The sequence below is a fragment of the Streptomyces sp. NBC_01717 genome, assembly GCF_036248255.1.
In the GTDB taxonomy this organism is placed as follows: Bacteria; Actinomycetota; Actinomycetes; order Streptomycetales; family Streptomycetaceae; genus Streptomyces.
The window spans coordinates 2517999-2541321 of the sequence record NZ_CP109178.1 but is presented as its reverse complement, the minus strand read 5'-3'; the positions used below and the strand labels follow the sequence as shown (position 1 = coordinate 2541321).

10 protein-coding genes and 1 pseudogene are annotated in these 23323 nt (G+C 72.6%); 9 read left to right on the top strand and 2 right to left on the bottom strand.

The features are described from left to right. Positions 1–35: 35 nt before the first annotated feature. Positions 36–143 (bottom strand): annotated as a pseudogene (gene rpmF / locus OHB49_RS11600) (50S ribosomal protein L32); the annotation flags it as partial. A gap of 315 nt (positions 144–458) precedes the next feature. Here rpmF and OHB49_RS11595 point away from each other — a divergent pair. From OHB49_RS11595 to OHB49_RS11575, 5 genes are all read left to right on the top strand, one after another. Further along, complete coding sequence (locus tag OHB49_RS11595) at positions 459–680, top strand: ferredoxin (RefSeq protein WP_329160039.1); 222 nt, start codon at positions 459–461, stop codon at positions 678–680. A 151-nt stretch (positions 681–831) separates the two neighbouring features. Beyond that, positions 832–2418: an ABC transporter substrate-binding protein gene (locus OHB49_RS11590; protein ID WP_329160037.1), complete on the top strand. Its 1587-nt coding sequence runs from the start codon at positions 832–834 to the stop codon at positions 2416–2418. Beyond that, the gene (locus tag OHB49_RS11585; RefSeq protein WP_329160036.1) at positions 2415–3365 is read left to right on the top strand and encodes an ABC transporter permease; all 951 of its coding nucleotides are present in this window, start codon (positions 2415–2417) and stop codon (positions 3363–3365) included. The genes OHB49_RS11590 and OHB49_RS11585 overlap by 4 nt, the downstream gene beginning before the upstream one ends. Then, positions 3362–4222, top strand: a complete 861-nt coding sequence (locus tag OHB49_RS11580) for an ABC transporter permease subunit (RefSeq protein ID WP_329160035.1) — start codon at positions 3362–3364, stop codon at positions 4220–4222. Before OHB49_RS11585 ends, OHB49_RS11580 begins: the two co-directional genes overlap by 4 nt. Beyond that, on the top strand, positions 4219–5805 hold the full coding sequence (locus OHB49_RS11575) for an ABC transporter ATP-binding protein (protein WP_329160033.1): 1587 nt from the start codon (positions 4219–4221) through the stop codon (positions 5803–5805). The genes OHB49_RS11580 and OHB49_RS11575 overlap by 4 nt, the downstream gene beginning before the upstream one ends. 62 nt (positions 5806–5867) lie before the next feature. On the opposite strand, the gene OHB49_RS11570 is transcribed toward OHB49_RS11575, so the two are convergent. Then, positions 5868–7505, bottom strand: coding sequence for a (2,3-dihydroxybenzoyl)adenylate synthase (locus OHB49_RS11570; RefSeq protein ID WP_329160031.1), 1638 nt, complete (start codon positions 7503–7505; stop codon positions 5868–5870). Positions 7506–7692: 187 nt separating this feature from the next. Here OHB49_RS11570 and OHB49_RS11565 point away from each other — a divergent pair, with 187 nt between their 5' ends. From OHB49_RS11565 to OHB49_RS11550, 4 genes are read left to right on the top strand one after another with little or no spacing between them, the layout of a single operon-like run. Further along, the gene (locus OHB49_RS11565; RefSeq protein ID WP_329160029.1) at positions 7693–14451 is read left to right on the top strand and encodes a non-ribosomal peptide synthetase; all 6759 of its coding nucleotides are present in this window, start codon (positions 7693–7695) and stop codon (positions 14449–14451) included. Continuing rightward, complete coding sequence (locus tag OHB49_RS11560; protein ID WP_329160028.1) at positions 14448–20000, top strand: non-ribosomal peptide synthetase; 5553 nt, start codon at positions 14448–14450, stop codon at positions 19998–20000. Before OHB49_RS11565 ends, OHB49_RS11560 begins: the two co-directional genes overlap by 4 nt. After that, complete coding sequence (locus OHB49_RS11555) at positions 19997–21169, top strand: saccharopine dehydrogenase NADP-binding domain-containing protein (RefSeq protein WP_329160027.1); 1173 nt, start codon at positions 19997–19999, stop codon at positions 21167–21169. The genes OHB49_RS11560 and OHB49_RS11555 overlap by 4 nt, the downstream gene beginning before the upstream one ends. Further along, positions 21166–23322, top strand: a complete 2157-nt coding sequence (locus tag OHB49_RS11550; RefSeq protein ID WP_329160026.1) for a Gfo/Idh/MocA family oxidoreductase — start codon at positions 21166–21168, stop codon at positions 23320–23322. Before OHB49_RS11555 ends, OHB49_RS11550 begins: the two co-directional genes overlap by 4 nt. Position 23323 lies beyond the last annotated feature (1 nt).

Sequence of the window (23323 nt, the reverse complement as noted above, 5' to 3'; positions counted from 1 at the left end):
TCGCATGCCTTGGTCGTTCGCCGCGGTACCAGTTAGGCGGCGCCGTCTACGGTGATCGGCACCAGCTGTGGGGTGGTGGCCCCCCATTGGGTGCGGTGGTGACGGGTGGTGCTGCGGGACATCTTCCGCTTGGGAACGGCCATGGCAATCTCCTGGCTGGGTGGGTGGGGTGGCGACACCAAACGCTAGATGAAAATAGATTCCATTACTAAAGAAGGGTGGGTTCGAGCTCTGCATCCGAATGGATGCGCAGGGGTGACGGGGCTGCAGCGAGGCTCGTTGTGGAGGAGATTGAGCCAGTGGCGCAAACCGAACGCGCGCGCCTGGCTTCGGGAGTCGGTCGCGGTCGTTGGTGCCCGACCGGGGGGTGCCAGCTTGTTGAATATGGAAGTCGTTTTCGACTATCGTCTGATTGCCGCATCGGCGACCGCGTGCGCGGCTGCAGGGGAGGGGCCCTCATGACCTTGGCGGACCAGGCGTCCGGAGCCGGGAGAGTAAGCGCGGAGCGGGATCGGTGCGTGGGGGCGGGACAGTGTGTGCTCGCCGCGCCGGCCGTCTTCGACCAGGACGAGGAGGACGGGCTCGTGCTCGTCCTCGCCGAGTGGCCGTCGGCGTCCCAGTCGGACGCCGTACGCGACGCCGTGTGGGCCTGCCCGGCCGGGGCGCTCACCCTGCGGTAGTTCACAGTCGGTTCGGTTGTGGCGAGGACGGTACAGCCCGTCAGCACGCGCTCGTCGTCCACCATCCACCTGCCCGTGTTTTGGCATCACTTCACGCGCCGCGGACGTCTCCCGGTGCTCGGTTCAGCTCAGCAGAACGTCAAGGAGAAGCATGTCCAGACAGATAGATCGCCGTGCCTTCCTCCGCCGTGGCGCGGCGGGTGCCGCGGCTCTGGCGGTGGGCCCCGGCCTGCTGGCGGCGTGCTCCACCGACGAGCCCGGCTCCGACCGGAAGTCCGGGGCAGGTTCCTCGCCCCGCTCGGGCGGTACGCTCCGGGCCGCCTTCGTCGGAGGCGGCGCCTCCGAGACGCTCGACCTCTTCAACGGCCCTTCCGCACTGGATCTCGTGCGCGCCCGGGCCTGGCACGGCACCCTGGGCAACCTGGACCCCACCGGGCCCGACGGGGTGCGCTACGGCGTGCTCAAGGGCATCGACATCTCCGACGACCTTTCGACCTACACGCTGCATGTGCGACCCGGCGTCCGCTTCACCGACGGCTCCGAACTGACCTCCGCCGACATCCTGCACTCGCTCAGCGCCCTCGCCGCCAAGAGCAAACTGCCTGTGTACCGGCTCGCCGCCGCGAACTTCGACCTGGCTCACGCCAAGGCCGACGGGGATCTGAAGGTCGTACTGCCCACCATGCGGCCCATCGCCGACGGCCGCACGATCCTTTGCCAGGGCAACTTCCTCGTCGTCAAGGACGGCACCAAGGCCTTCCGCAAGGGCATGCCGAGTTGCGGCCCCTTCCGGCTGACCGAGTTCACGGCCGGCCAGGGATCGGCGTTCGAGCGTTACGACGACCACTACGGTCACGTGCCCCACCTGGACGGCCTGGAGCTGCGGTCGATCGCGGACTCGACCGCCAGGGCGGGCGCGCTCACGAGCGGTGAGATCGACTTCGTCCACGACCTCTCACCCGTCACCGCGCGCACGCTCGCGGACAACGCGAAGGTCGAACTCGTCCCCACGAAGAGCCCCTACCTGGTCGGCCTCTCCTTCCAGATGAACATGAGCGTCAAGCCCTTCGACGACCCGCGGGTGAGGGAGGCGTTCAAGCTCGCGGTCGACCGGGAAGCCATGGTGAAGACGGTGTTCTACGGCAACGCCGAGGTCGGCAACGACCTGCCCTCCATCGGCTTCCCCGACTATGCCGAGAGCCTCCCCCAGCGCGCCCACGACCCGGAGCGGGCCCGCGAGCTCCTCAAGGAGGCCGGCGCCGACGGGATGAAGGTGACGCTGACGACCGGTCCCGAGACGCCGGGCATGGTGGAGATGGCCACCCTCTTCGTCGAGGACCTGAAGAAGGTCGGTGTGCAGGCGTCGGTCCGTGAACTGCCCCCGGGACAGCTCTACGCCGACTTCCCCGCGTACGCGGCGCTGCCGCTGGCTGGGTCGTACCAGATGCCCATCCCCGCGCTGTCGACCTACCAGATGAGCACGGCGGGCGGCTCGCCGTCGGCGTTCGGCTGGAAGGAGTCCGAGACCGACGCCCTCGTAGCGAAGGCCCGCGCGGAGAGCGACCGGGCCCAGGCGAAGACGTTGGGCACGCAGGCGCAGCGAACGCGTTGGGAGGAGGGAAACCAGGTGCTGCCGGTCTTCAAGCCGAACCTGAACGCCCAGGCCAAGGGGGTCGACGGGATACGGGACGACCTCTTCGAACAGTTCCCCGGCTTCTCCCAGGCATCGCTGGCGTGAACTTGCTCCCCTTCGTCACCCGTCGCCTGGCGGGGGCGGCCGTCTTGCTGGTGCTGCTGTCGGCCGCGGTCTTCGCGGCCACGGCGGTCCTTCCGGGAGACGCCGTCAGCGCGGTCGCCGGTGTGGACGCCTCCGCGGCGCAACGTGCCGAAGTCCGTGCCGAACTCGGGCTGGACCGGCCCGCCGCCGAGAGGTACGCGGACTGGGCGGCCGACGCGCTCCGGGGGGACCTGGGCCGCGGCTTCGTGGGGGAGCGACCGGTCACCGACGTCCTCGCCACCCGCCTGCCCAACAGCCTGCTCCTCGCCGGACTGACGCTCGCGGTCACCGCTCCGCTCGCCGCGCTACTCGGCCTGTGGACCGGGCTGCGCGGCGGCGGCGCCGACCGCCTGGTCTCGACGTCCGCCCAAATCCTGGCCGCCGTACCCGAGTTCGTCATCGCCGCGCTGCTCGTCGCCGTACTGGCGGTGTGGCTGGAGGTCCTCCCGCGCGTCTCCGTCATCCCCCTGGGATGTACGCCGCTCGACGCCCCGCGCGCGCTGATCCTGCCCGTACTGACGCTCAGCGCGGTCGGCCTCGCGGTGGCCACCAGACTGCTGCGGGTCTCCGTCGCGGACACCGCGGCCACCCCCTACTGCGAAGCAGCACGGCTCAACGGTGTACGCGGCGCGCGGCTCGCGGTGCGTCACATCCTGCCCAACGCCGCCGGACCGGCCGTGCAGGCGCTCACCCTCACCACAGGGGCGCTGGTCGGCTCGGCGGTGGTGGTGGAAAACGTCTTCGACTACCCGGGCATCGGCCGGGAACTGCAACTGGCCGTCGCGGCACGGGACGTACCGATGGTGCAGGGCATCGCCACCGCTCTCGTCGCGGTGATGCTCGCGGTGCTGCTCCTGGGTGACATCTGCGCACGTCTGCTGGGAGCACGGGGGGAGCACAGCCGATGACGACGGTCCTGACACCACCGCGGAGGCGGACACGCACGGCCCGTCCCGGCACTCCCGGGCGCCGCCGACCACCGCTGGTCACCAGCGCGGGCACACTGCTCTTGCTCCTGCTCGCCGTGCTGGGACCGCTGGCCGCGCCGCACAGCCCCACCGCGCAGCTCGCCGCGCCCTTCCAGCCGCCGGACGGCCAATTCCTCCTCGGCACCGACGTGCTGGGCCGGGACGTGGCGAGCCGGGTGCTCAGCGGCGGCCGCACCATCGTGCTCACCGCGCTGGCGGGGACGGCGGCGGCCGGTGCCGTAGGGATGACCGCCGGCGTCCTGGCGGCCATGGTGTCCCGCCGGCTGGGCGACCTGCTGGTCCGCTGCGTGGACGCCCTCGCCGTCCTCCCCGCACTCCTGGTCGTCCTCGTCCTGGCCGCCGGATTCCCCGGCAGCGACGCGGCTCTCGTGGCAGCCGTCGCCCTGGCCACCGCCCCCTTCTCCACCCGGGTGCTGCGCGCCGCGGCGGACACCGTCCTGAACACCGGGTACGTCGAGGCCGCCGTGGCCCGGGGCGATACCCGACGGGCCGTACTGCGCCACGACGTGCTGCCCAACATCGCCGGACCGGCCTTGATGGACACCGCTCTGCGCCTGGTCGCCTCCCTGCACCTCACCGCCACCGCGGGCTTCCTCGGCCTCGGGCAGGGGGGAGCGGCGCCCGACTGGGGGCGCATGGTGAGCGAGAACGTCCCGGGGGCGACACTAGCCGCCACGCCGTTCCTCGCTCCGGCGCTGTTGCTCGTACTGCTGTCCGTCTGCGTCGGTCTGCTGGCCGGACGGCTGGCGGACACGGTGGGACGGGGGGCCGCATGACCGGCCACGTGACCGTCCGCCTGTCAGGGGCGGACCCGCTCGCCGAGATCAGCGGTCTGTCGCTCGGACCGGCGGCCGGCGGTCCGCCCGTCCTGCACGACGCCTGCCTGTCGGTGTCGCGTGGGCAGGTGCTGGGGGTCGCGGGCAGGTCGGGATCCGGCAAGAGCAGCCTGGCGTACAGCCTGCTCGGACATGTGCGTCCCGGCCTGGAGGTCCGTGCCGGAACCGTCCGGGTGGCCGGCCTCGATCCGTTCGACCGTGCGGACGCCCGCCGACTGCGGGGGCGAGCGGTGTCGTTCCTGGGGCAGGACCCCGCCTCGTCGCTCAACCCCGCGCTCCGGATCGGTATGCAGATCGCCGAGGCGGTGCGCCTGCGCTCGTCCGCGAAGCGTGCGAACGACGTCCGTGCGCGGGTCGAGGAACTGCTGCTGTCCGTGCGGCTGCCGGCCGACCGGGCGTTTCGGCGACGGCTGCCTCGGCAGCTGTCGGGAGGGCAGGCCCAACGCGTGGCCCTCGCCCTCGCGTTGGCGGGTACGCCCGGTCTGCTGGTCCTCGACGAGCCCACCAGCGGTCTGGACACGGTCCTGGCGGAGGGGATGCGCGGCTTGCTGGCCGAGGTCCTGTCCGATGGTGACCGCGCCGCGTTGCTGGTCAGCCACGACCCGGCGTGGATCGCGTCCGTGGCGGACGACGTGATCCGCCTGGACGGGGGCCGGATCGTTGCGGTCGGGAAGGCAAAGACACCGATGCCCGTCCTGACGCACGCGGGACCTCCTACCGGCGGCTCCCGTCCGGAGAACCCGCGGAATGCCGGCACGGCCGCCGCCGTCGGAGGGCTGTCGGTGCGCGGGTTGCACGCCGCCCACGGTCGTGATGCCGTGCTGCACGACGTCTCTCTCACCGTCCCGGCAGGCTCCTGCACCGCCGTCGTGGGTCCCTCGGCGTCGGGGAAGACCACCCTCGCCCGGTGTCTCGCGGGGCTGCACCGGCCCGCACGGGGCAGTGTCGAGTGGCGGGAGGACGGTGCGGAGCGAGCGCGCGGTGCCGCGGTGCAGCTCGTCGCGCAGGACGCCCGCGGCGCCCTCAACCCACGGGAATCCGTGAGCGCCGCGCTCATACGCCCCCTCAGGGGTGTGCGGGGCCGCTCCGCTCAGGACGCGTCCCACGAAGCCGTACGGCTGCTCGGCCTGGTCGGGCTGGACGCGGAAGTGCTGGCACGCCGGCCAGGGGAGCTGTCGGGCGGCCAGCGCCAACGCATCGCTCTGGCACGGACGTTGGCCGCGGAGCCACGCGTCCTGGTCTGTGACGAGATCACCTCGGCGCTGGACCCGGAGACGGCGAGCGAGGTCCTGGACCTGTTGGGCTCCCTGCGGCGGACGCTGGGACTGACGGTCGTGATGGTGACGCACGACCTGACAGCCGCCGCCCGCCGTGCGGAGCGGGCCGTCGTCCTGGACGCGGGGCGGGTGGTCGAGGCCGGTCCCGTCGACCGGGTGCTGGTGGCCCCGGAGCACCCCGTCACCAGGGAACTGCTCCTCTACGCCGACGGGCCCGTCCTCGCCGTGCCGGAGCAGCGGCGGTGAAGGACTGCTTACGGCCGACAGGAGGAGCGCCCCGCTCACCGGGCGCTCCTCCGCGCCACGCCTTACGACCGGAGCAACTGCTGTGTCAGCGCAACCTTGTCGACCTTTCCGACGGCGGTGAGCGGAAGGCCGGGAACCTGGACGACCTCGTCCGGCGTCTTGTAACCGGCCAGCCCACGCTCCCTCAGGTGGGCGGCGACCTCCCGCGCGCCGGGAACCGCGCCCGCGCAGACGACGAAGGCGACGGACCGCTCACCCCACCGCTCGTCCGGCACACCGACCAGCGCCGCCGCCGTGATCGCCGGATGCGTCAGCAACTGCTCCTCCACCTCGACCGCGGCGATCTTCTCGCCGCCACGGTTGATCTGGTCCTTGATCCGCCCCACCACCACGAGGTGTCCGGTGGGCAGACGCCGTACCACGTCTCCCGACCGGTAGTAGCCGTCCGGGGTGAACGCCGTGCGGTTGTGCTCCTCGGCGCGATAGTAGCCACGCAGCGTGTACGGGCCCCGGGTGAGCAGTTCACCCGCCGTACCGTCCGGCACGGGCCTGCCGTCGGTGTCCACCACGAGAACCTCGTCGTCCGGCGAGACGGGCCGGCCCTGGGTGGTGCAGACGAGGTCCTCGGGATCGTCGAGGCGCGTGAGGTTGATCAGGCCCTCCGCCATGCCGAAGACCTGCTGCACGCTCACCCCGAGTGCCGGTCCGAGCTTGCGGGCGTGGTCCTCCGGCAGCCGCGCCCCGCCGACCTGCACCACCGTGAGGCTCCCGAGGTCCCAGGACCCGGACGCGGCCTCGGCCATCCAGTGGGGAACGAGCGGCGGGGTCAGGGAGGTCAGGGTCACGCCCTCCCGCTCGACGAGGGCGAACGCCGTCTGCGGGCTGGGGTCCGCCGCGACGACGACGGTCCCCCCGGCCATGAGGGTGCCCAGCACACCGGGGCAGGCGAAGGTGAAGTTGAACCCGATCGGCAGGACCGCCAGGTACACGGTCCGCGCGTCGAGCGCGCAGACCTGCGCGCAGGCGCGCGCGTTGTAGGCGTAGTCGTCGTGCGTCCGCGGGATGAGTTTGGGAAGCCCCGTGGTGCCGCCGGACAGCAGCAGGAGGGCAACATCGCCGGGGTCCGCTCCGCCGTCGTCGGAGCCGCGGCCGGACGCGGACGGCGGGTCCACCCGCAGCGCCTCGAACGGGACGAAGCCGTCGTCCGGGCCCGGATCGCCGACCACGACGACGTGCCACAGCGAGCCGCCCGGCCCCAGCTCCGCCCGTACCTCGCGCATCAGTTCCCGGTGATCGAACCTGGCGTGCCGGTCGGGCACCACACAGGCCACGGCGCCCGCCACGCGCACCAGATGACCGATCTCCCGGCGCCGGTGGCCGGGCATGGCGTGCACCGGGACCGCACCGAGCCGCTGCAACCCGAACCAGACGAGCACGAACTCGGCGCAGTTGGGGAGCTGGACCACCACGCGGTCACCCCGCCCGATCCCGAGTCCGCGCAGTCCGCGGGCGACACGGTCCACCTCGGCGTCCAGCTCCGCGTAGGTCCACCGCCGGTGCCCGTCGACCAGGGCGACGCGCCCTCCATGGTGGGCTGCACAGTGGCGCAGACGGGCTCCGAAGGTCACCCCCTGCCAGTGCCCAGCGGCTCGGTAGCGCGCCGATTCTGCCTCGGACCAGGTCTGTTGAGTCTCGGTCATGGGGCTTCGCTGCCTCTCATTGCCGGGCCTCGCGCTCTGGCGCCGAGTCCCGTCGTGTGATTACGATGTGAACTATAGAAATGATAATCATTTCTATCTAGCGTGGGATCGGTCCCGCGTGAGGGAGTTCGCGACGTCCGCCGCCCTCGACGCGACTCCCACCCCATCCGACCGGAAGGCAGCACCAGTGAGCGATGAAGCAGTCGTCCAGGCGCGGACAGCGGAAGGTGACTTCGGCAGTCGTGACCTCCACGCGCCTGCGGCGGTGCGTGAAGCGGTGGCGCGCGCGCTGGAGATGGCGCCACAGGAGTTGGACGACGACCGTGACCTCTTCGAACTCGGTCTCGACTCACTGATGTTGATGTCCCTGGTCGGCACCTGGCGGCGCGAAGGCAGCACAGTCACCTTCCAGGACCTCACGCGCGAGCCGACCCTGCGGGCCTGGACGGCCCTGCTCGGGCGGATGCGGTGCGACGACGCACCCGCCCCCGCACGACCCGCCCCGCCCGCGCCGCTCGACGCGGCGGCCACCGAGGCGGAGTCCGACTCCTTCCCACTGGCCACGATGCAGCACGCCTACTGGATCGGGCGCCAGGACGGACAGCCCCTCGGCGGCGTCGCCGCGCACTTCTACGTCGAACTCGACGGCCACGAGGTCGATCCGGCCCGGCTCGACACCGCTGTGCGGGCACTCGTGCGGCGGCACGGCATGCTCAGGGCCGTCTTCGACGAGGAGGGTCGCCAGCGCTTCGGTCCTGCGGGTGCGCCGCTCACCGTCCACGATCTGCGTGAACGCACCCCCGCCGAGGCCGAGTCCGAGCTGGAGCTGCTGCGCGAGCGCAACACGCACGCACTCCCTGACATCACCGCCGGTGACGTCTTCCGAGCGGCCCTGTGCCTGCTCCCTGACCGCAGGACCCGGCTGCAGATCGACCTGGACATGATGGCCGGCGACGCGCTGAGCCTGCGGGTCCTCCTGTCCGACCTGTGCCGCTTCTACGAGTGTCCCGACGACCCGCCGCGCGAGATCGACTTCGACTACCGCCGCTACCTCGCTGAGCACGACGTCCGGCGAAGGGCGGAACGCGAGCAGCACGCCGCCTGGTGGCGGGAGCGCCTGCCGGATCTGCCACGCGCCCCACGGCTGCCGACGACCGTCGACCCGCTCACCCCGGTCAGCGCGGACGACAGCGCGCTGACCCACTCCCGCCGCCTGCACCACTGGCTCGGCCCCGCCGACAAGGCGGCGCTGATCAGCGCGGCCCGTCGGCACGGCATCACCCCCGCTGCCGCCCTCGCCACCGCCTTCGCCGAGGTCATCGCCGCCTGGAACGACAGCCGGCGCTTCCTTCTCAACCTCCCGCTGTTCGACCGGGAGATGTTCACCCCCGAGGTCGCCCACCTGGTGGGGGACTTCAGCAGCTCGGTCCTGCTCGACGCGGACATGAGCGCGTCCCTCGCGTTCTCCCGGCAGGCCCGCGGCCTCCAGGAACGCCTGCAGGAGGGCATCTCCCACGGCGCGTACGGCGGTGTCGACGTGCTGCGCGACCTCGCCCGCGTCGAGGGGGCCCCGGTGCTGGCTCCCGTCGTGTACACCAGCGCCATCGGCCTGGGCGAGATCTTCGAGCAGGACGTCCAGAAGTCCTTCGGCCGCCCCTCCTGGATCATCTCCCAGGGCCCGCAGGTCTACCTGGACGCCCAGGTCACCGAACTCGACGGCGGACTCCTCCTCAACTGGGACGTGCGGGACGGCGTGTTCGAGGCCGGCGTCCCCGACGCCGCGTTCGACGCCTACCGCCGCCTCATCACCCGTCTCGTGACGGACCCCGCCGCCTGGGCCCGGCCGGTGGACGGCCTGCTCGCAGCCGACGTCCTGCCCCGCCGCGCGGCGGCGGCCCTGCCTCCCGCGCCCGTCCCGGACCGTGCCCTGCACACCCACTTCTTCCAGCTCGCGGAGACCGAGCCGGGCCGCACCGCGGTCGTCCGCACGACCGGTGACACGCTCACCTACGGCGAACTCGCCCGCGCGGCACGGCGGATCGCCGCACTGCTGCGCGACCACGGTGTCCGCGAGGGCGACACCGTCGCGGTGACCCTGCCCAAGGGCGCCGACCAGATCACCGCGGTCCTCGGCATCCTCGCCGCAGGCGCGGCCTACGCCCCCGTCGGCGTGGAACAGCCCGCCGTGCGCCGGCAACGCATCCACTCCGTGGCCGGCGCGTCCGCCGTACTCACCGACCGGAACCACGCCCATCTCTGCGCGGACGTCTCCTCGGCCCCGGTGCTGCTCCTGGAGGACGCGTCGGGGGCGGAGCCCGCACCGGTCGTCCAGCCGGGCCCCGCCCTGCCCGCCTACGTGCTGTTCACGTCCGGCTCGACCGGACTGCCCAAGAGCGTCGAGGTGTCGCACCGGGCCGTCGTCAACACCATCGAGGCGATGGAGGAGCAGCTCGGGCTCGGTCCCTCGGACAGCACGCTCGCGATCTCCGCGCTGGACTTCGACCTCGCCACCTGGGACATCTTCACCCCGCTGTCCCTCGGCGGCCAGGTGGTCGCCGTAGGACAGGAGCACCGCCGGGACGCCCACCACTGGGCACGGCTGGTGCGCACGCACGGGGTGACGCTGGTGCAGTGCGTGCCCGCCCTCCTCGACCTGTTGATGGCCGCCGGAGAGGACGAGGGCCTCGGAGACTCCCTGCGCATGGTGCTGCTCGGCGGGGACTGGGTCGGGCTCGACCAGCCCCGCAGGCTGCGGGCCCTGGTACCCGGCTGCCGTTTCGTGGCACTCGGCGGCATGACCGAGGCCGCGGTCCACTCCACGGTGTTCGAAGTGGAGGAGACCGACCCGGCCTGGAAGTCCGTTCCCTACGGCGTTCCGCTGCGCAACATGCGGGCCCGTGTCGTGGACGGACGCGGGCGGGACTGCCCCGATCTCGTCCCCGGGGAGCTGTGGATCGGCGGCCCCGGTGTGGCGAACGGCTACCGTGCGGACCCCGAGCGCACGGCGGAACGCTTCGTCGAGCACGACGGTGAACGCTGGTACCGCAGCGGTGACCTGGCCCGCTACCGGTCCGCCGGTGTGCTGGAGTTCCTCGGGCGCGCCGACCACCAGGTGAAGATCGGCGGCCACCGCATCGAACTGGGCGAGGTCGAGTCCGCGCTGGAGGACGACCCCGCCGTCCTCCACGCGGTCGCCACCGTCCTCGACACACCGGTGCGTCACCTCGCCGCGGCCGTGTCCGCCCGTGGCGAGGCACCCGACCCGGACGCGGTCCGGCTCCGGGTGGCGGAACGACTTCCCGCCTACATGGTCCCCGAGCGCGTCCTCGTCCTTCGCGACCTGCCGCTGACCGCCAACGGCAAGCTCGACCGGGCGGCTGTCCGCCAGGCGCTGACCGAGGCCGCCGGCCAGGACGGACCTCGCATGTCGGCGCCGGCCGGCCCGGTGGAGACCGCCGTGGCGGCCGAGTGGGCCGACCTGCTCGCCGTGGCCGAAGTGGGACGCGAGAGCAGCTTCTTCCTGCTGGGCGGCGACTCGCTTGTGGCGACGCGCATGATCGGCCGGCTGCGCGCCGCCGGTTTCCCCGGCGCCCGAGTGGCCGACCTCTTCGCCCGCCCCGTGCTCCAGCACTTCTGCGAGACGCTGCACCCGGCGACGACCGCCGACGACGAGCCGGCACCGGCCACCGCTCCCGTCCTCGTGCCCGACCCGGACCGCGCCCACGAGCCCTTCCCACTGACGGACGTCCAGGCCGCCTACCACACCGGCCGCGACCCCCGTTTCACCCTCGGCGGCGTCGGCACCTGGCACTACACCGAGTTCGACGGCACGGACGTCGACCTGGACCGGCTGGAGCGCGCCTGGAACACCCTCGTACGGCGGCACGGCATGCTCCGCGCGGTCGTCGAGGACGGACACCAGCGCGTCCTGCCCGACGTACCGCCGGTGCGCATACCGGTGCAGGACGCCTCCGCCGAAGGCGCGGCCGAGGCCCTGGCGAGCCTGCGCGCCCGTCTGTCCCAGCAGGTCCGCGACCCCGCCCGGTGGCCGCTCTTCGCGGTCGAGGCGGTGCGCTACCGCGAGGACGAAGGCGCCGGGGGGAACGGCGGCGCGGTACGGACCCGTATCGGCGTCGGCCTGGACTACCTGGTGCTCGACGCGCTCTCCATCACCACGCTCTACGCCGAACTGAACGCGCTCTACGCCGACCCGGACCACGAACCACCGCCCGTGGACGTGTCGTTCCGCGACTATCTGACTCGTCGCCCGGTGGACCGGGAGTCGGCCGCGCGGGCCCGCGCCCACTGGGAGGCCCGGCTGTCCGAGCTGCCGCCGCCTCCCGCCCTGCCCTTCGACCGGGATCCGGCGACGCTCGACGCGCCCGTCTTCACGCGGCGCCGGCTGAGCCTGCCCGTAGAGGACTGGCAGGCGGTCAAGCGGGGCGCGGCCCGGCACGGTCTGACACCCTCCACCGTCCTGCTGGCCCTGTACGCGGAGGTCCTGGCGGCCTGGAGCGGAACCGACGCCCTGACCGTCACGCTCACTCTCTTCAACCGGCGTGACGTCCACCCCCACATCCACCGGGTGCTGGGCGACTTCACCTCCCTGTCCCTCGCGGGTCACCGGCGCAAAGGCGCGTCCTGGCTGGCGGCGGCGGTCGCGCTGCAACGCCGTCAGGCGGAGGACCTCGACCACGCCGACGTGCCGATCGACTGGCTGCTGCGGGAGTTTGGCCGTCGCACGGGCACGGTGGACGCCGCCGCACCCGTGGTGTTCACCAGCGCCATCGGCGTCGGTGACGCGACGCTGGCCGGACCGGGCACCGGCTTCCCCGCGAAGGTGTGGGGCATCTCCCAGTCGCCGCAGGTCTGCCTGGACAACCAGGTCACCGAGGAGTCCGGGAACCTGGTCGTCACTTGGGACGCCGTCGAGGAGCTGTTCGCCGAGGGCGTGCTGGACGCGATGTTCGCCGCTTACGAACGGCTGCTGCGGTATCTCGTGGCCGGGGACTGGGACGCGCCTCTCCCCGACCTGCTGCCCGCCTCCCAGTACGAACGGCGGGCCGCCGCCGCACGGGAGGCCGCACTGGAACCGGTGGTGCCGCGCCCGCTGCACGAGGCGTTCTTCACCCACGCGACGGCCACCCCCGACCGCACCGCTGTCGTCACGACGGCAGGGGAGGAGGTGACGTACGGAACCCTCGCCGAACAGGCGCTGCGCACCGCCGCCGCGCTCGCGGACGCGGGCGTACGCCCGGGCGACCTGGTCGCGGTCACCCTGCCCAAGGGCCCGGAACAGATCGCGGCGGTCCTCGGCGTCCTCGCGGCCGGCGCCGCCTACGTTCCGCTCAGCCTCGGACAGCCCGCCGCACGGCTGGAGCGGGTGCACGCCACCGCCGGATTCGAGGTGGTCCTGGGGAGTTGGCCCGCTCCGGAGGGAACCGGCCCTCGCAGCCTGTCCTTCGCGGACACGCAGGGCCGCGAGCCACTGCCCGCACCGTGTGAGACGTCCCCTCAGGCGCTCGCCTACGTGATCTTCACGTCGGGTTCCACGGGCGAGCCCAAGGGAGTCGAGATCACCCACGCCGCCGCCTGGAACACGATCGCTGACATCAACGCCCGGCACGGCATATCCGGTGAGGACCGCGTCTTCGCCCTGTCGGCACTGGACTTCGACCTGTCCGTGTACGACGTCTTCGGCCTGCTCGCCGCGGGCGGCTCCCTCCTGCTACCGACCGAGGACCAGCGTCGTGAACCGGCTCGCTGGCCGAGCTTGCTGGAGCAGTACGGCGTGACCGTCTGGAACACCGTCCCGGCCCTGGCCGACCTGCTGCTCGACGCCGACGAACAGGGCGGACGGGAAGGCGGCCGGATAGGAAAGCTGCGGACCGCACTGGTCTCCGGCGACTGGATCGGCCTCGACCTGCCCGCCCGGCTACGGGCCCGAACCGCGCGGCCCTGCGCCTTCGTCGCCATGGGCGGAGCCACGGAAGCCGCCATCTGGTCCAACACCCTCACCGTCACCGAACTGGACCCCCGGTGGATGTCCATCCCCTACGGACGTCCCCTGACCGGGCAGCACTACCGCGTGGTCGACCGGGACGGCCGGGACTGTCCCGACTGGACGCCCGGCGAACTGTGGATCGGCGGCGAGGGACTGGCATGCGGCTACCTGGCCGACCCGGTCCGCACCGCCGAGAAGTTCGTCGAACAAGGCGGGCGACGCTGGTACCGGACGGGTGACCTCGGCCGGTTCCGGGGCGACGGACTGCTGGAGTTCCTCGGCAGGCTCGACAACCAGCTGAAGATCGCCGGCCACCGCATCGAGGCGGGCGAGATCGAGACCGCGCTGGAAGCACACCCGACCGTCGCACGGGCCGCCGTCCTGGCCGTGGGGGAGCGCACCGCGAAGCGCCTGGTCGCCTTCGCCGTACCGCAGGACCCCACCGCAGGCGGCGTATCTGTTGACGAGCCGGTTCCCACCGCGTCCGTCACCCCCGTCGAGAACCCCGAACTCACCGAGGGCCTCTTCGGCCTGCTGGCGGAGCGGGTGCCGGTCTACGCCCTCCCGTCCCGCATCCTCCTCCTGCCCGCCCTGCCCCTCACCGCGAACGGCAAGGTCGACCGGGGAGCCCTGGCCGGCCTGGCGGGGCCGGAGACGGTGTCGGCGGGTGCCGAGCCGCCACAGGACGAGACCGAGACGGCCCTCGCCGCGCTCTGGCACGAGTACTTGCCGCACTGGGTGCCGGACCGCAACGCCAACTTCTTCACCGTCGGTGGCGACAGCCTCACCGCGCTGCGCCTGCTCACCGCGATCGAGCGCCGCCTGGGGGCCACCGTGCCCGTCCGCCGCTTCTTTGCCGCACCGACCATCGCCGCGCTCGCCGCGGATGTCACCCGAACGCTCGCGGCCCACGAGACCGCCTACGAGACCGGAGAGCTGTGAACATCGCTGAACTGCTGGCCCGCTACGCCGACGAGGGCGTGGTGCTGTGGGCCCAGGACGGACAACTACGTTTCCGGGCGCCCCAGGGCCGGCTCACCGACACCCACCGAGCCGAACTGCGCACCCACAAGGAAGCCATCCTCCGCCACCTGGAGACCGAGAAGCCGGCGCTGCACGGTGACCCGGAGAACCGGCACGAACCCTTCCCGCTGACGGACATCCAGGCCGCCTACCTCATCGGCCGCACCGACGCCTACGCCTACGGGGGCGTCGGCTGCCACGCCTATGTCGAACTGGAATACCCCGACCTGGACGTGGACCACGTCACCGTCGTCTGGCGAGAGCTGGTCCAGCGACACGACATGCTCCGCGCCGTCATCCAGCACGACGGCTACCAGCAGATCCTGCCCGACGTCCCCGCCCTCGACGTCGGAGCCGACGACCTGACCGCGCTACCGGCCACCACCGCCGAGGCGGAGGTCGAGCGCACCCGAGCACGCCTGTGCGCACGCGAGGCACCCACCGACCAGTGGCCCCTCTTCGACGTGCACGTGACCCAGACCGCCGAGCGGGCCGTACTCCACCTCGCCTTCGACATGCTCGTCGTCGACCACGCCAGCCTGCGCATCCTGCTCGCCGAGTTCCAGCGGAGCTACAGCGGCGCCGCCCTCTCCGGGCCACCTCGGATCACCTTTCGCGACTACGTCCTGGCCCGCCGCGCCCTTGCCGACACCGACGGCCACGCCCGCGACCGCGCCTACTGGACCGAACGGCTCGACACCCTGCCGCCCGCCCCCGAACTGCCCCTCGCCGAAGCCTGGGAGGCCGCCGTGCGCGACCCGGGGGAAGCGAGCGACACCCCGGTTCCCGGCGATGCGGTGACATTCCGCCGACGGGAGATCCTGCTGCCCGCGGCCGACCGGGACCGCCTCATCGAACGGGCCGCGCGGCGCGGGCTGACCGTGTCGACGGCCCTGCTCACCGCGTACGCCGAGACGGTCGGCACCTGGTCGCGGACCAGCCGGTTCACGCTCAACGTGCCCACGGTCGACCGGCCCGCCCTGCACGAGGACATCGACCGCCTCGTCGGTGACTTCACCTCGCTCGAACTGCTCGCCGTCGACCTCGAAGCCCCGGCCACCTTCGCCGAGCGGACCAGGGCCGTAGGGCAGCAGCTCCTCGAAGACCTGGCCCATCCGCAGTTCACCGGCTCGGAGGTGCTCGCCGAGCTCTCCCGCAGAGCCGGCGCCCCGGTGCTGATGCCGGTCGTCTTCACCAGCGCCCTGGGCACCGGCACCACCTCCGAGGGCGTACCCCCCGAGGTGACGTACGCCGTGACCCGGACGCCACAGGTGTGGCTCGACTGCCAGGTCATGCACCGCGGCGACACGCTGAGCCTCTCCTGGGACATCCGGGAGGGCGCGCTCAGCCACGGCGTGGCCGACGCCATGTTCGAGGCGTACACGGCACTCGTGCGGTCGCTGTCGGCCGAGGGCGAGGCCGGTGAGGCCGCCTGGGACGCGCCCGCCCGCATCGCCCTGCCGGAAGCGCAGGCGGCGCGCCGTCACGCGGTCAACGCGACCGAGGGGCCCCTGCCGGACGCCCTGCTCCACGAACCCGTACTCGCCCAGGCACAGGCCACACCGGACGCGATCGCGGTCCGCACACCCGAACTGACCCTCTCCTACCGGCAGCTCGTCGCCCGTGCGAGCGGCCTCGCCGAGGCGCTGACAGCCTCCGGACTGCGCCCCGGGGAGCCGGTGGCCATCTGGATGGACAAGGGCTGGGAGCAGGTCGTCGCCGTCTTCGGCACCCTCATGGTGGGCGGTGCCTATCTGCCTGTCGAAACGGCCCAGCCGCCCGCCCGCCGGGACACGATCCTCGCTGATGCCGGCGTCCGCACGGTCCTCACCCAGTCCTGGCTCGCCGACCTCGATGACCTCCCGGCGAGCGTGTCGACCGTCGCCGTGGACCTCGTCGAGGCAGCCGCCGCGGACCGTACGACCGTCGCCGTCCGCCGGGATCCGGACGACCTCGCCTACGTCATCTACACCTCGGGCTCCACCGGCACGCCCAAGGGCGTGATGATCAGCCACCGGGCTGCCCTCAACACCGTCGAGGACATCAACCGCCGTTTCGCCGTCACCGAGCGCGACCGTGTCCTCGGCATCGCGGGACTCGGTTTCGACCTGTCCGTCTACGACCTGTTCGGGCCGCTCGCCGTGGGCGGCACCCTCGTCCTGCCCCAGGCCGACCGGCGCGGCGACCCCTCCCACTGGGCCGAACTTGTCCGCGACTTCGGCGTCACGGTGTGGAACTCCGTGCCCGGCCAGCTCCACATGCTGTGCGACTGGCTCCGCTCCGAGCCTCCCACCAAGCACGGTTCGCTGCGGCTCGCGCTGATATCCGGCGACTGGATCCCCGTCGCCCTGCCGGACCAGGCCCGTGAACTTCTGCCGGGGCTGGAGATCATCTCCCTAGGCGGAGCCACCGAGGGCTCCATCTGGTCCATCGCCCACCCGATCGGCGAGGTGGACACCGCCCGCCCGAGCATCCCGTACGGCAAGCCCCTGACCAACCAGACGTTCGCCGTGCTCGACCGGCACCGGCGGCCACGGCCCGAATGGGTGCCGGGCGAGCTGTATATCGGCGGCGCCGGCGTCGCCCTGGGCTACTTCGGCGACGAGGACCGCACGGCACAGCGGTTCCTCACCGACCCCGTCACCGGAGAACGGCTCTACCGTACGGGCGACCTCGGGCGATACCTCCCCGACGGGACCATCGAGTTCCTGGGCCGGGAGGACGCCCAGATCAAGATCCGCGGCTACCGGGTCGAACTCGCCGAGGTGGAGGCCGCCGTACAGGCCCACCCGGCGGTGGCGGCGGGCGCGGTCATCGTCGACGACTCGGCGGCGGGCGGGCGACGCCTGGCCGCGTTCGTGGAGACGGCACGCAAGGACGGCGAGACGGCACGCCAGGACGGCGGCGGGCCTGCCGCGTCGAGCCGGGAGCAGGCGCGCGCGGCGGCCGCCGACGCCGTACGCGAAGCCTCGGCGGCCGTCGACGCCGCACGGCTGGGGGACTTCCTGGCAGCCCTCGACGAGGTGGCGCTCGCCGAGATGACCCGCGTCCTGGCGGGCTGCGGAGCGTTCCGGGACGGTGCCGCGCGCACGGCGGAGGAGGTGGGCACCGCGCTGCGCGCCACGCCCCGCCACCGGCACATTGTGCGGCGCTGGCTGCGCGCCCTGGCCGCCCGGGACCGGCTCAGCCACAGGGATGCCGACGACACCTACGTCGGCCTCGTCCCCGTCTCCGCGCCCGAGGCGGAGCGTCGCTGGCGGCTGGCCGCCGAGCTGGAGCACGAGGTCGGGTGGAGCACCGAGCTGCTGACCGTCATGCGCACCTGCGCCGAGCGGTTGCCCGAGCTGGTCGCCGGGGAGGTGGGTATCCGAGACCTGCTCTTCCCAGGCGCGGCGACGGAGGCCGCGGACGCCGCCTACCGGGACAACCTCGCCATCCGGCACCTCAACCGCGCGGTGGTCGCCGCGTTGCGCGAGATCGCCGCGAGCCACACCGGCGAGGAGCGGCTGCGCGTGCTGGAGGTCGGCGGCGGCGTCGGCGGCACCACCGGCGAACTGGTACCCGTCCTCGCCGAGTACGGCGTCGACTACCTGTTCACAGACGCCTCGGCCTTCTTCCTCAACGAGGCCCGCGAGCGCTTCGCCGACCACGCCTGGGTCCGTTACCAGCGCTTCGACGTCGACGAGGACCCGCGCGCCCAGCACCTGCTGCCCAACACCTTCGACGTCGTGGTCTGCGCCAACACGCTGCACGCCGCCGCCGACGCCGACGCGGCCGTGGGACGGCTGCGGGAGCTGCTCGTGCCGGGCGGACAGCTCGTGTTCGTGGAGAACACCCGCGACGAGAACCTCCCGCTGCTGGTCTCCATGGAGTTCCTGGAGGTCGCCGGCCGGGCGTGGACCGACGTGCGCGAGCACACCGGCCAGTCCTTCCTCACCCACACGCAGTGGCGTGAACTCCTCGACGGACACGCCGCGTCCGAGGCCACCTCGCTGCCCGACGCCCAGGACGCCCTGGCGCTCACCGGGCAGGAGGTGTTCATCGCCACGATGAAGACCGACCGGCACCACGTGCCGGTGGGGGAGCTGGCCCGCACGGCGGCCACCCGGCTCCCGGAGTACATGCTCCCCTCGGTGTGGCAGGTCGTCGACACCCTGCCCCGCACGGCCAACGGCAAGACCGACCGAGCGCGCCTGCAGACCTGGCTGACCCGGGAGAGCACACCGGTCGTCGTGGACGAGCGGCCGAAGGACGAGCTGGAGAACAGCCTGGCCGACCTGTGGGCGGAACTCCTCGCGGTCGAACGCGTCACCCGCAACGACGACTTCTTCGACCTCGGCGGCGACTCGCTCCTGGTGGCCCGGATGGTGGGCCGGCTGCGTGAGCGCGTACCGCAGGCGGCGGACCTGGAGTGGGAGGTCGTCCTGCGCCACATGCTGCGCCGCCCCACGGTCGCCGGTCTCGCCGGGTTCCTGCGCGGCCTGACCGGCCCGGAGGACGCGCCCGCGTCAGCTCCCGTGCGCACGGACCCGGTGATCCACCTGCACGGCGCCCGTTCGGACGACGAGCCGACGACCGTGCTGGTGCACGCGGGAACCGCGACGATCATGCCGTACCGGGCGCTGATCACCGAGATCAGGCGCCGCTCGCCCGGCCTCGCCGAGGTCGTCGGTGTGGAGGTCCCGGACCTGAACGGGTTCCTCGCCGCCCCGCCGGAAGGGCTCATCGAGCAGTTGGCTGCCGACTACGCGCGGGCCCTGACGGCGAACGGGCGGAGCCGCTTCCACGTCGTCGGCTACTGCCTGGGCGGCCTGATCGCCACCGAGGTGGCCCGCAACCTGGCCGAGTCCGGGGCCGAGGTGGAGAGCCTCACCGTCATCAGCAGCCACAGCCCCCGCTTCCGGCTGGACGACGAACTGCTCGCCGAGTACTCCTTCGCCGTCATGATGGGCATCGACCCGGCCGAACTCGGTTTCCCGGACGACCAGTACCGGGTGGCCGTGGCGGCCGACGCCGTCCTGGCCGCCAGCCCCGGCGTCCTGCCGGACGGCGGACTCGCCGCCCTGCCCGAGGAGTACGAGGACGTCGCGAGCCGCTTCCGGCGACTCACCGACGTACCCCGCGCCACCCGTATCGCCCGGATGTGCGAGGCGGTGCCCGCCTCGGCCGGCAGCTACGAGCCCGACCACATGACGCGGCTCTTCCTCGCCTTCCGCCAGAGCGTCTTCGCCATCACCCGCTACGACGCCGAGCCGTACGCGGGCGACATCACCTTCCTGCGGCACGACGGCGCCTACCCCTTCCCGGGCAGCAAGGACGCCGTCACCACGTACTGGGAGGAACTCACTCTGGGCGACTTGGACATCGTCGACATCGGCGGCGACCACTACAGCTGCCTGTCCGTCGAGCACGCGCCCGGCATCCTCAAGACGCTCGGTGAACTGACCCAGGGGGCGATCACCCGATGACCGGGAACACGACGGCTGGGAACAAGCCTCTGATCGGGGTCCTGGGGGCCTCCGGGGCGGTCGGCCGGGCCGCCGTACGCGAACTGCGCGCGCTCGGCCACACCGGACTCCGCCTGGGAGGCCGGACCGCGGCGGCCCTGTGCGCGGTCGCCGATGAGGACCCCACCGGCCATGACGAGAGCGTCTGGGCGGATGCCACCGCACCGAACGGCCTGCGCGCCTTCACCGAGGGCTGCGACATCGTCCTCAACTGCGTAGGCCCCACCTACCTGCTCCGCGCCACGGTGGCCTCGGCGGCACTCGCCGCCGGAGCGCACTGCGTCGACGTGGCCGGGGATGACCCGGCCGCCGAGGACCTCCTCAAGGACGGCGATCCGGCCCGCGACGGCCGCACGGTCGTCCTGTCGGCGGGCGCCCTGCCCGGCCTGTCCAGCCTCCTGCCCCGCTGGCTGGCCGGGCAGGGCCTGGACAGTGTCTCCGCGCTGACCGCACACTGCGGCGGCCTGGAGACCTGTTCGCCGACGGTGGCACGCGACCTCATGCTCTCCCTCACCTCCGGTGGGGCGGACGGCGCGGCCTACGGCGAGGCTCTCGCGGCCGTCCGCGGCGGCCGGCGCGTCCCGCGCGCCCTGCGCACCGCCGAGGACACCGAACGCGACGGTTTCCCCGGCCGGGTGGCCGTGCAGCCCTATCTCAGCGGTGAGAGCGAACGCCTCGCCGGCGTCCTGGGCCTCGACCGGCTCGACTGGTACAACGTCCACCCCGGTCCCGCCGTACGCGCGCTGCTCAATCTCCTGCCGGGAAGCCTCGCCGCCGGAGACGATCCGGCAGAGCTTGCGGACCGCCTGATCCTCGCCGCCGACCTCGACCTAGCCGGACGCAAGCCGTACTACGTCATGGACTTCGCGCTGTCGGGCACCGCTTCCGGACAGCCGGCGACGACGGGACTGACGCTGCGCGCGGCCAGCAGCTACCGGCTCACCGCGACCGTGGGCGCGCTGGCGGTGGACGCCGTGCTCCGGGCCGAGGTCCCGGTCGGCGTGCACTTCGCCTGCGACGTGCTGGACCCCGACACAGTGGTGCGGCACGTGCGGTCCCAGGGGGTCGCGGACCTCCGGCTCACCGGAGCGGCGGCCGGCGCCGAGCCGGTGGAAGAGGGTGCGCTGTGAGCACTCCGACGCCTTTCCGGGTGCTGGTCTGCGGCACCAACTTCGGCCGTTTCTACGCCGAGGCGGCACGCCGGCGCCCCGAATACGCCCTGGCCGGCATCCTCAGCCGGGGTTCGGCCGCGTCCCGGGCGTACGCCCGGAGTCTTGGCGTCCCTTACTACACGGACCCCGACGACCTCCCGGCCGACATCGACGCCGCCTGTGTGGCGGTGAGTTCCTCCATATCGGGCGGCCAGGGCACCGAGCTGGCCAAGGCGCTCATGGACCGGGGCATCCATGTCCTCCAGGAACACCCCGTCCATCTCGCCGAGTTGACGGACAACCTCAAACACGCACGCCGCCGGGGTGTGCAGTACCGCCTCAACACCCACTACCCGCACGTCGCTCCGGTCCGCGGCTTCATCGAGGCGGCCCGCGGGCTCGTCGCACAACAGCGACCGCTCTTCGTGGACGCTGCCACCCCGGTTCACCTGATGCACCCCCTGGTGGACATCCTCGGGCAGGCGATGGGCACCCTGCGGCCCTGGCGGTTCGCGGACCCGGCACCGCTGCCCGCCGAGATCGGGCCGCAGCCGTTCCGCTCCCTGCACGGCGTGTTCGCCGGCGTACCGCTCACCCTGCGGGTGCACCACCAGCTCGACCCGTCCGACCGGGACAACCACGCCCTCCACTGGCACCGGATCTCCCTCGGCACGGAAGGCGGAGTCCTCACCCTGGCCGACACCCACGGGCCGGTCCTGTGGAGTTCCCGTCTGCACATCGGACGCGACGCCGACCGGCGCTTCGTCCTGGACGGACCGGGCACCGGCGGCCTGGGGCTCGGCACCACGGCCGTCGTCGGAAACACGGGAACCTTCCGTACGGTCTTCTCCGACCTGTGGCCAGAGGCGATCGGCAGTGCACTCGACGGGCTCCGCGAGGCCGTCGAACAGGGGGGTGACGCCCTGCGCTCGGGACAGTACGAGCTGGCCGTGTGCCGCATCTGGGCCGACCTCGCGGCACGGCTCGGACCGCCCGAGATCGTCCGACCGGTCACCCCGCGGCCGCTGGCGGTCAGCGATGTCTTCCCTGTTCCGGAGCAGACCCGCACCGGCACGAACCGCGCCCGTGCCGACCGGACCCCGGCCGGTGCGCGTCCCGGCACCGGACACCCCGGTTCGGACGCGCGCCCAGGCGGCCGTCCCGGACCGGTCCGGTGCCGTACGGGCACGGCCTCAGCCATGCCGGGCCTTGTGGACACCGCGCGCGAACCAGCCCCGTCCGGCCCCCTGGACACCTCGTCCTACACCCCGTCGGCGGAGTTCTTCGACCTCGTCGCCGCCGAGCACACCGCTACCGCGAGCGCGCCCGCGATCGTCGCGCTCCTCGCCGACGCCGACCTGAGCACCGGACCGGTCGTCGACATCGGCGCCGGCACCGGCCTGGTGACCGAGGCCGTCGCCCGGGCCCGGCCGGACGCCGAGATCCTCGCCTGCGAGCCGGCGGTCGGCATGCGCGCCGTGCTCACCAGCCGGGTCTTCAGCGACCCGGACCTGCGCTCCCGGGTCACCGTCACCGCGGACGCCGCTCCCGATCTGGACCTTCCGGACCAGGTCAGCGTCGTCCTGCTCTGCGGAGTTCTCGGCCATCTCGACGCCGACGGTCGTGCCCGGCTGTGGCGGCGGCTGTCCCGGCGGCTGGCCCCCGGCGGGCTCGTGGTCGTCGAACTCATGCAGTTCGAGGAGCCGTTGACCCTCCCCGAGACCAGGCTCGCCACCGCCACCGCCGGGCGGCACCGCTACGAGTGGTCGTTCGGCGGAGCACCGGACGAGACGGAGGACGGCGTGATGCACCTGCACTCCACCTGGCGCGTCTTCCGGGACGGCGCCACGGAGGCGGAGCGCGAGGTGCTCGACTCCTACCGCTGGGCGCCCTTCGGCCTGAAGGACGTGGTGGCCGAATCCGGCATGACCGCACGCGCCCTGCTAACCCGCCCCGGAGCACCCCCGCTGGCCGTACTCACCCGGGCACCGGACGCGTCGAATGAACCGTTCCTGCCGAATACGCGGACCGCACCGGAGGGGCCTGACCAACCGAACGCGCGGACCGCACCCGACAACCCGGACACCCCGCGCACCGCCACCCCCCTCGTCTCTTCCTCCACCGACGGCTGAG

What these genes read in the sequence shown, in the direction of transcription:
- OHB49_RS11595 (WP_329160039.1), top strand. Translation starts at nt 459, where the DNA reads ATGACCTTGGCGGACCAGGCGTCCGGAGCCGGGAGAGTAAGCGCGGAG.
- OHB49_RS11590 (WP_329160037.1), top strand. Translation starts at nt 832, where the DNA reads ATGTCCAGACAGATAGATCGCCGTGCCTTCCTCCGCCGTGGCGCGGCG.
- OHB49_RS11580 (WP_329160035.1), top strand. Translation starts at nt 3,362, where the DNA reads ATGACGACGGTCCTGACACCACCGCGGAGGCGGACACGCACGGCCCGT.
- OHB49_RS11575 (WP_329160033.1), top strand. Translation starts at nt 4,219, where the DNA reads ATGACCGGCCACGTGACCGTCCGCCTGTCAGGGGCGGACCCGCTCGCC.
- OHB49_RS11570 (WP_329160031.1), bottom strand. Translation starts at nt 7,505, where the DNA reads ATGACCGAGACTCAACAGACCTGGTCCGAGGCAGAATCGGCGCGCTAC.
- OHB49_RS11555 (WP_329160027.1), top strand. Translation starts at nt 19,997, where the DNA reads ATGACCGGGAACACGACGGCTGGGAACAAGCCTCTGATCGGGGTCCTG.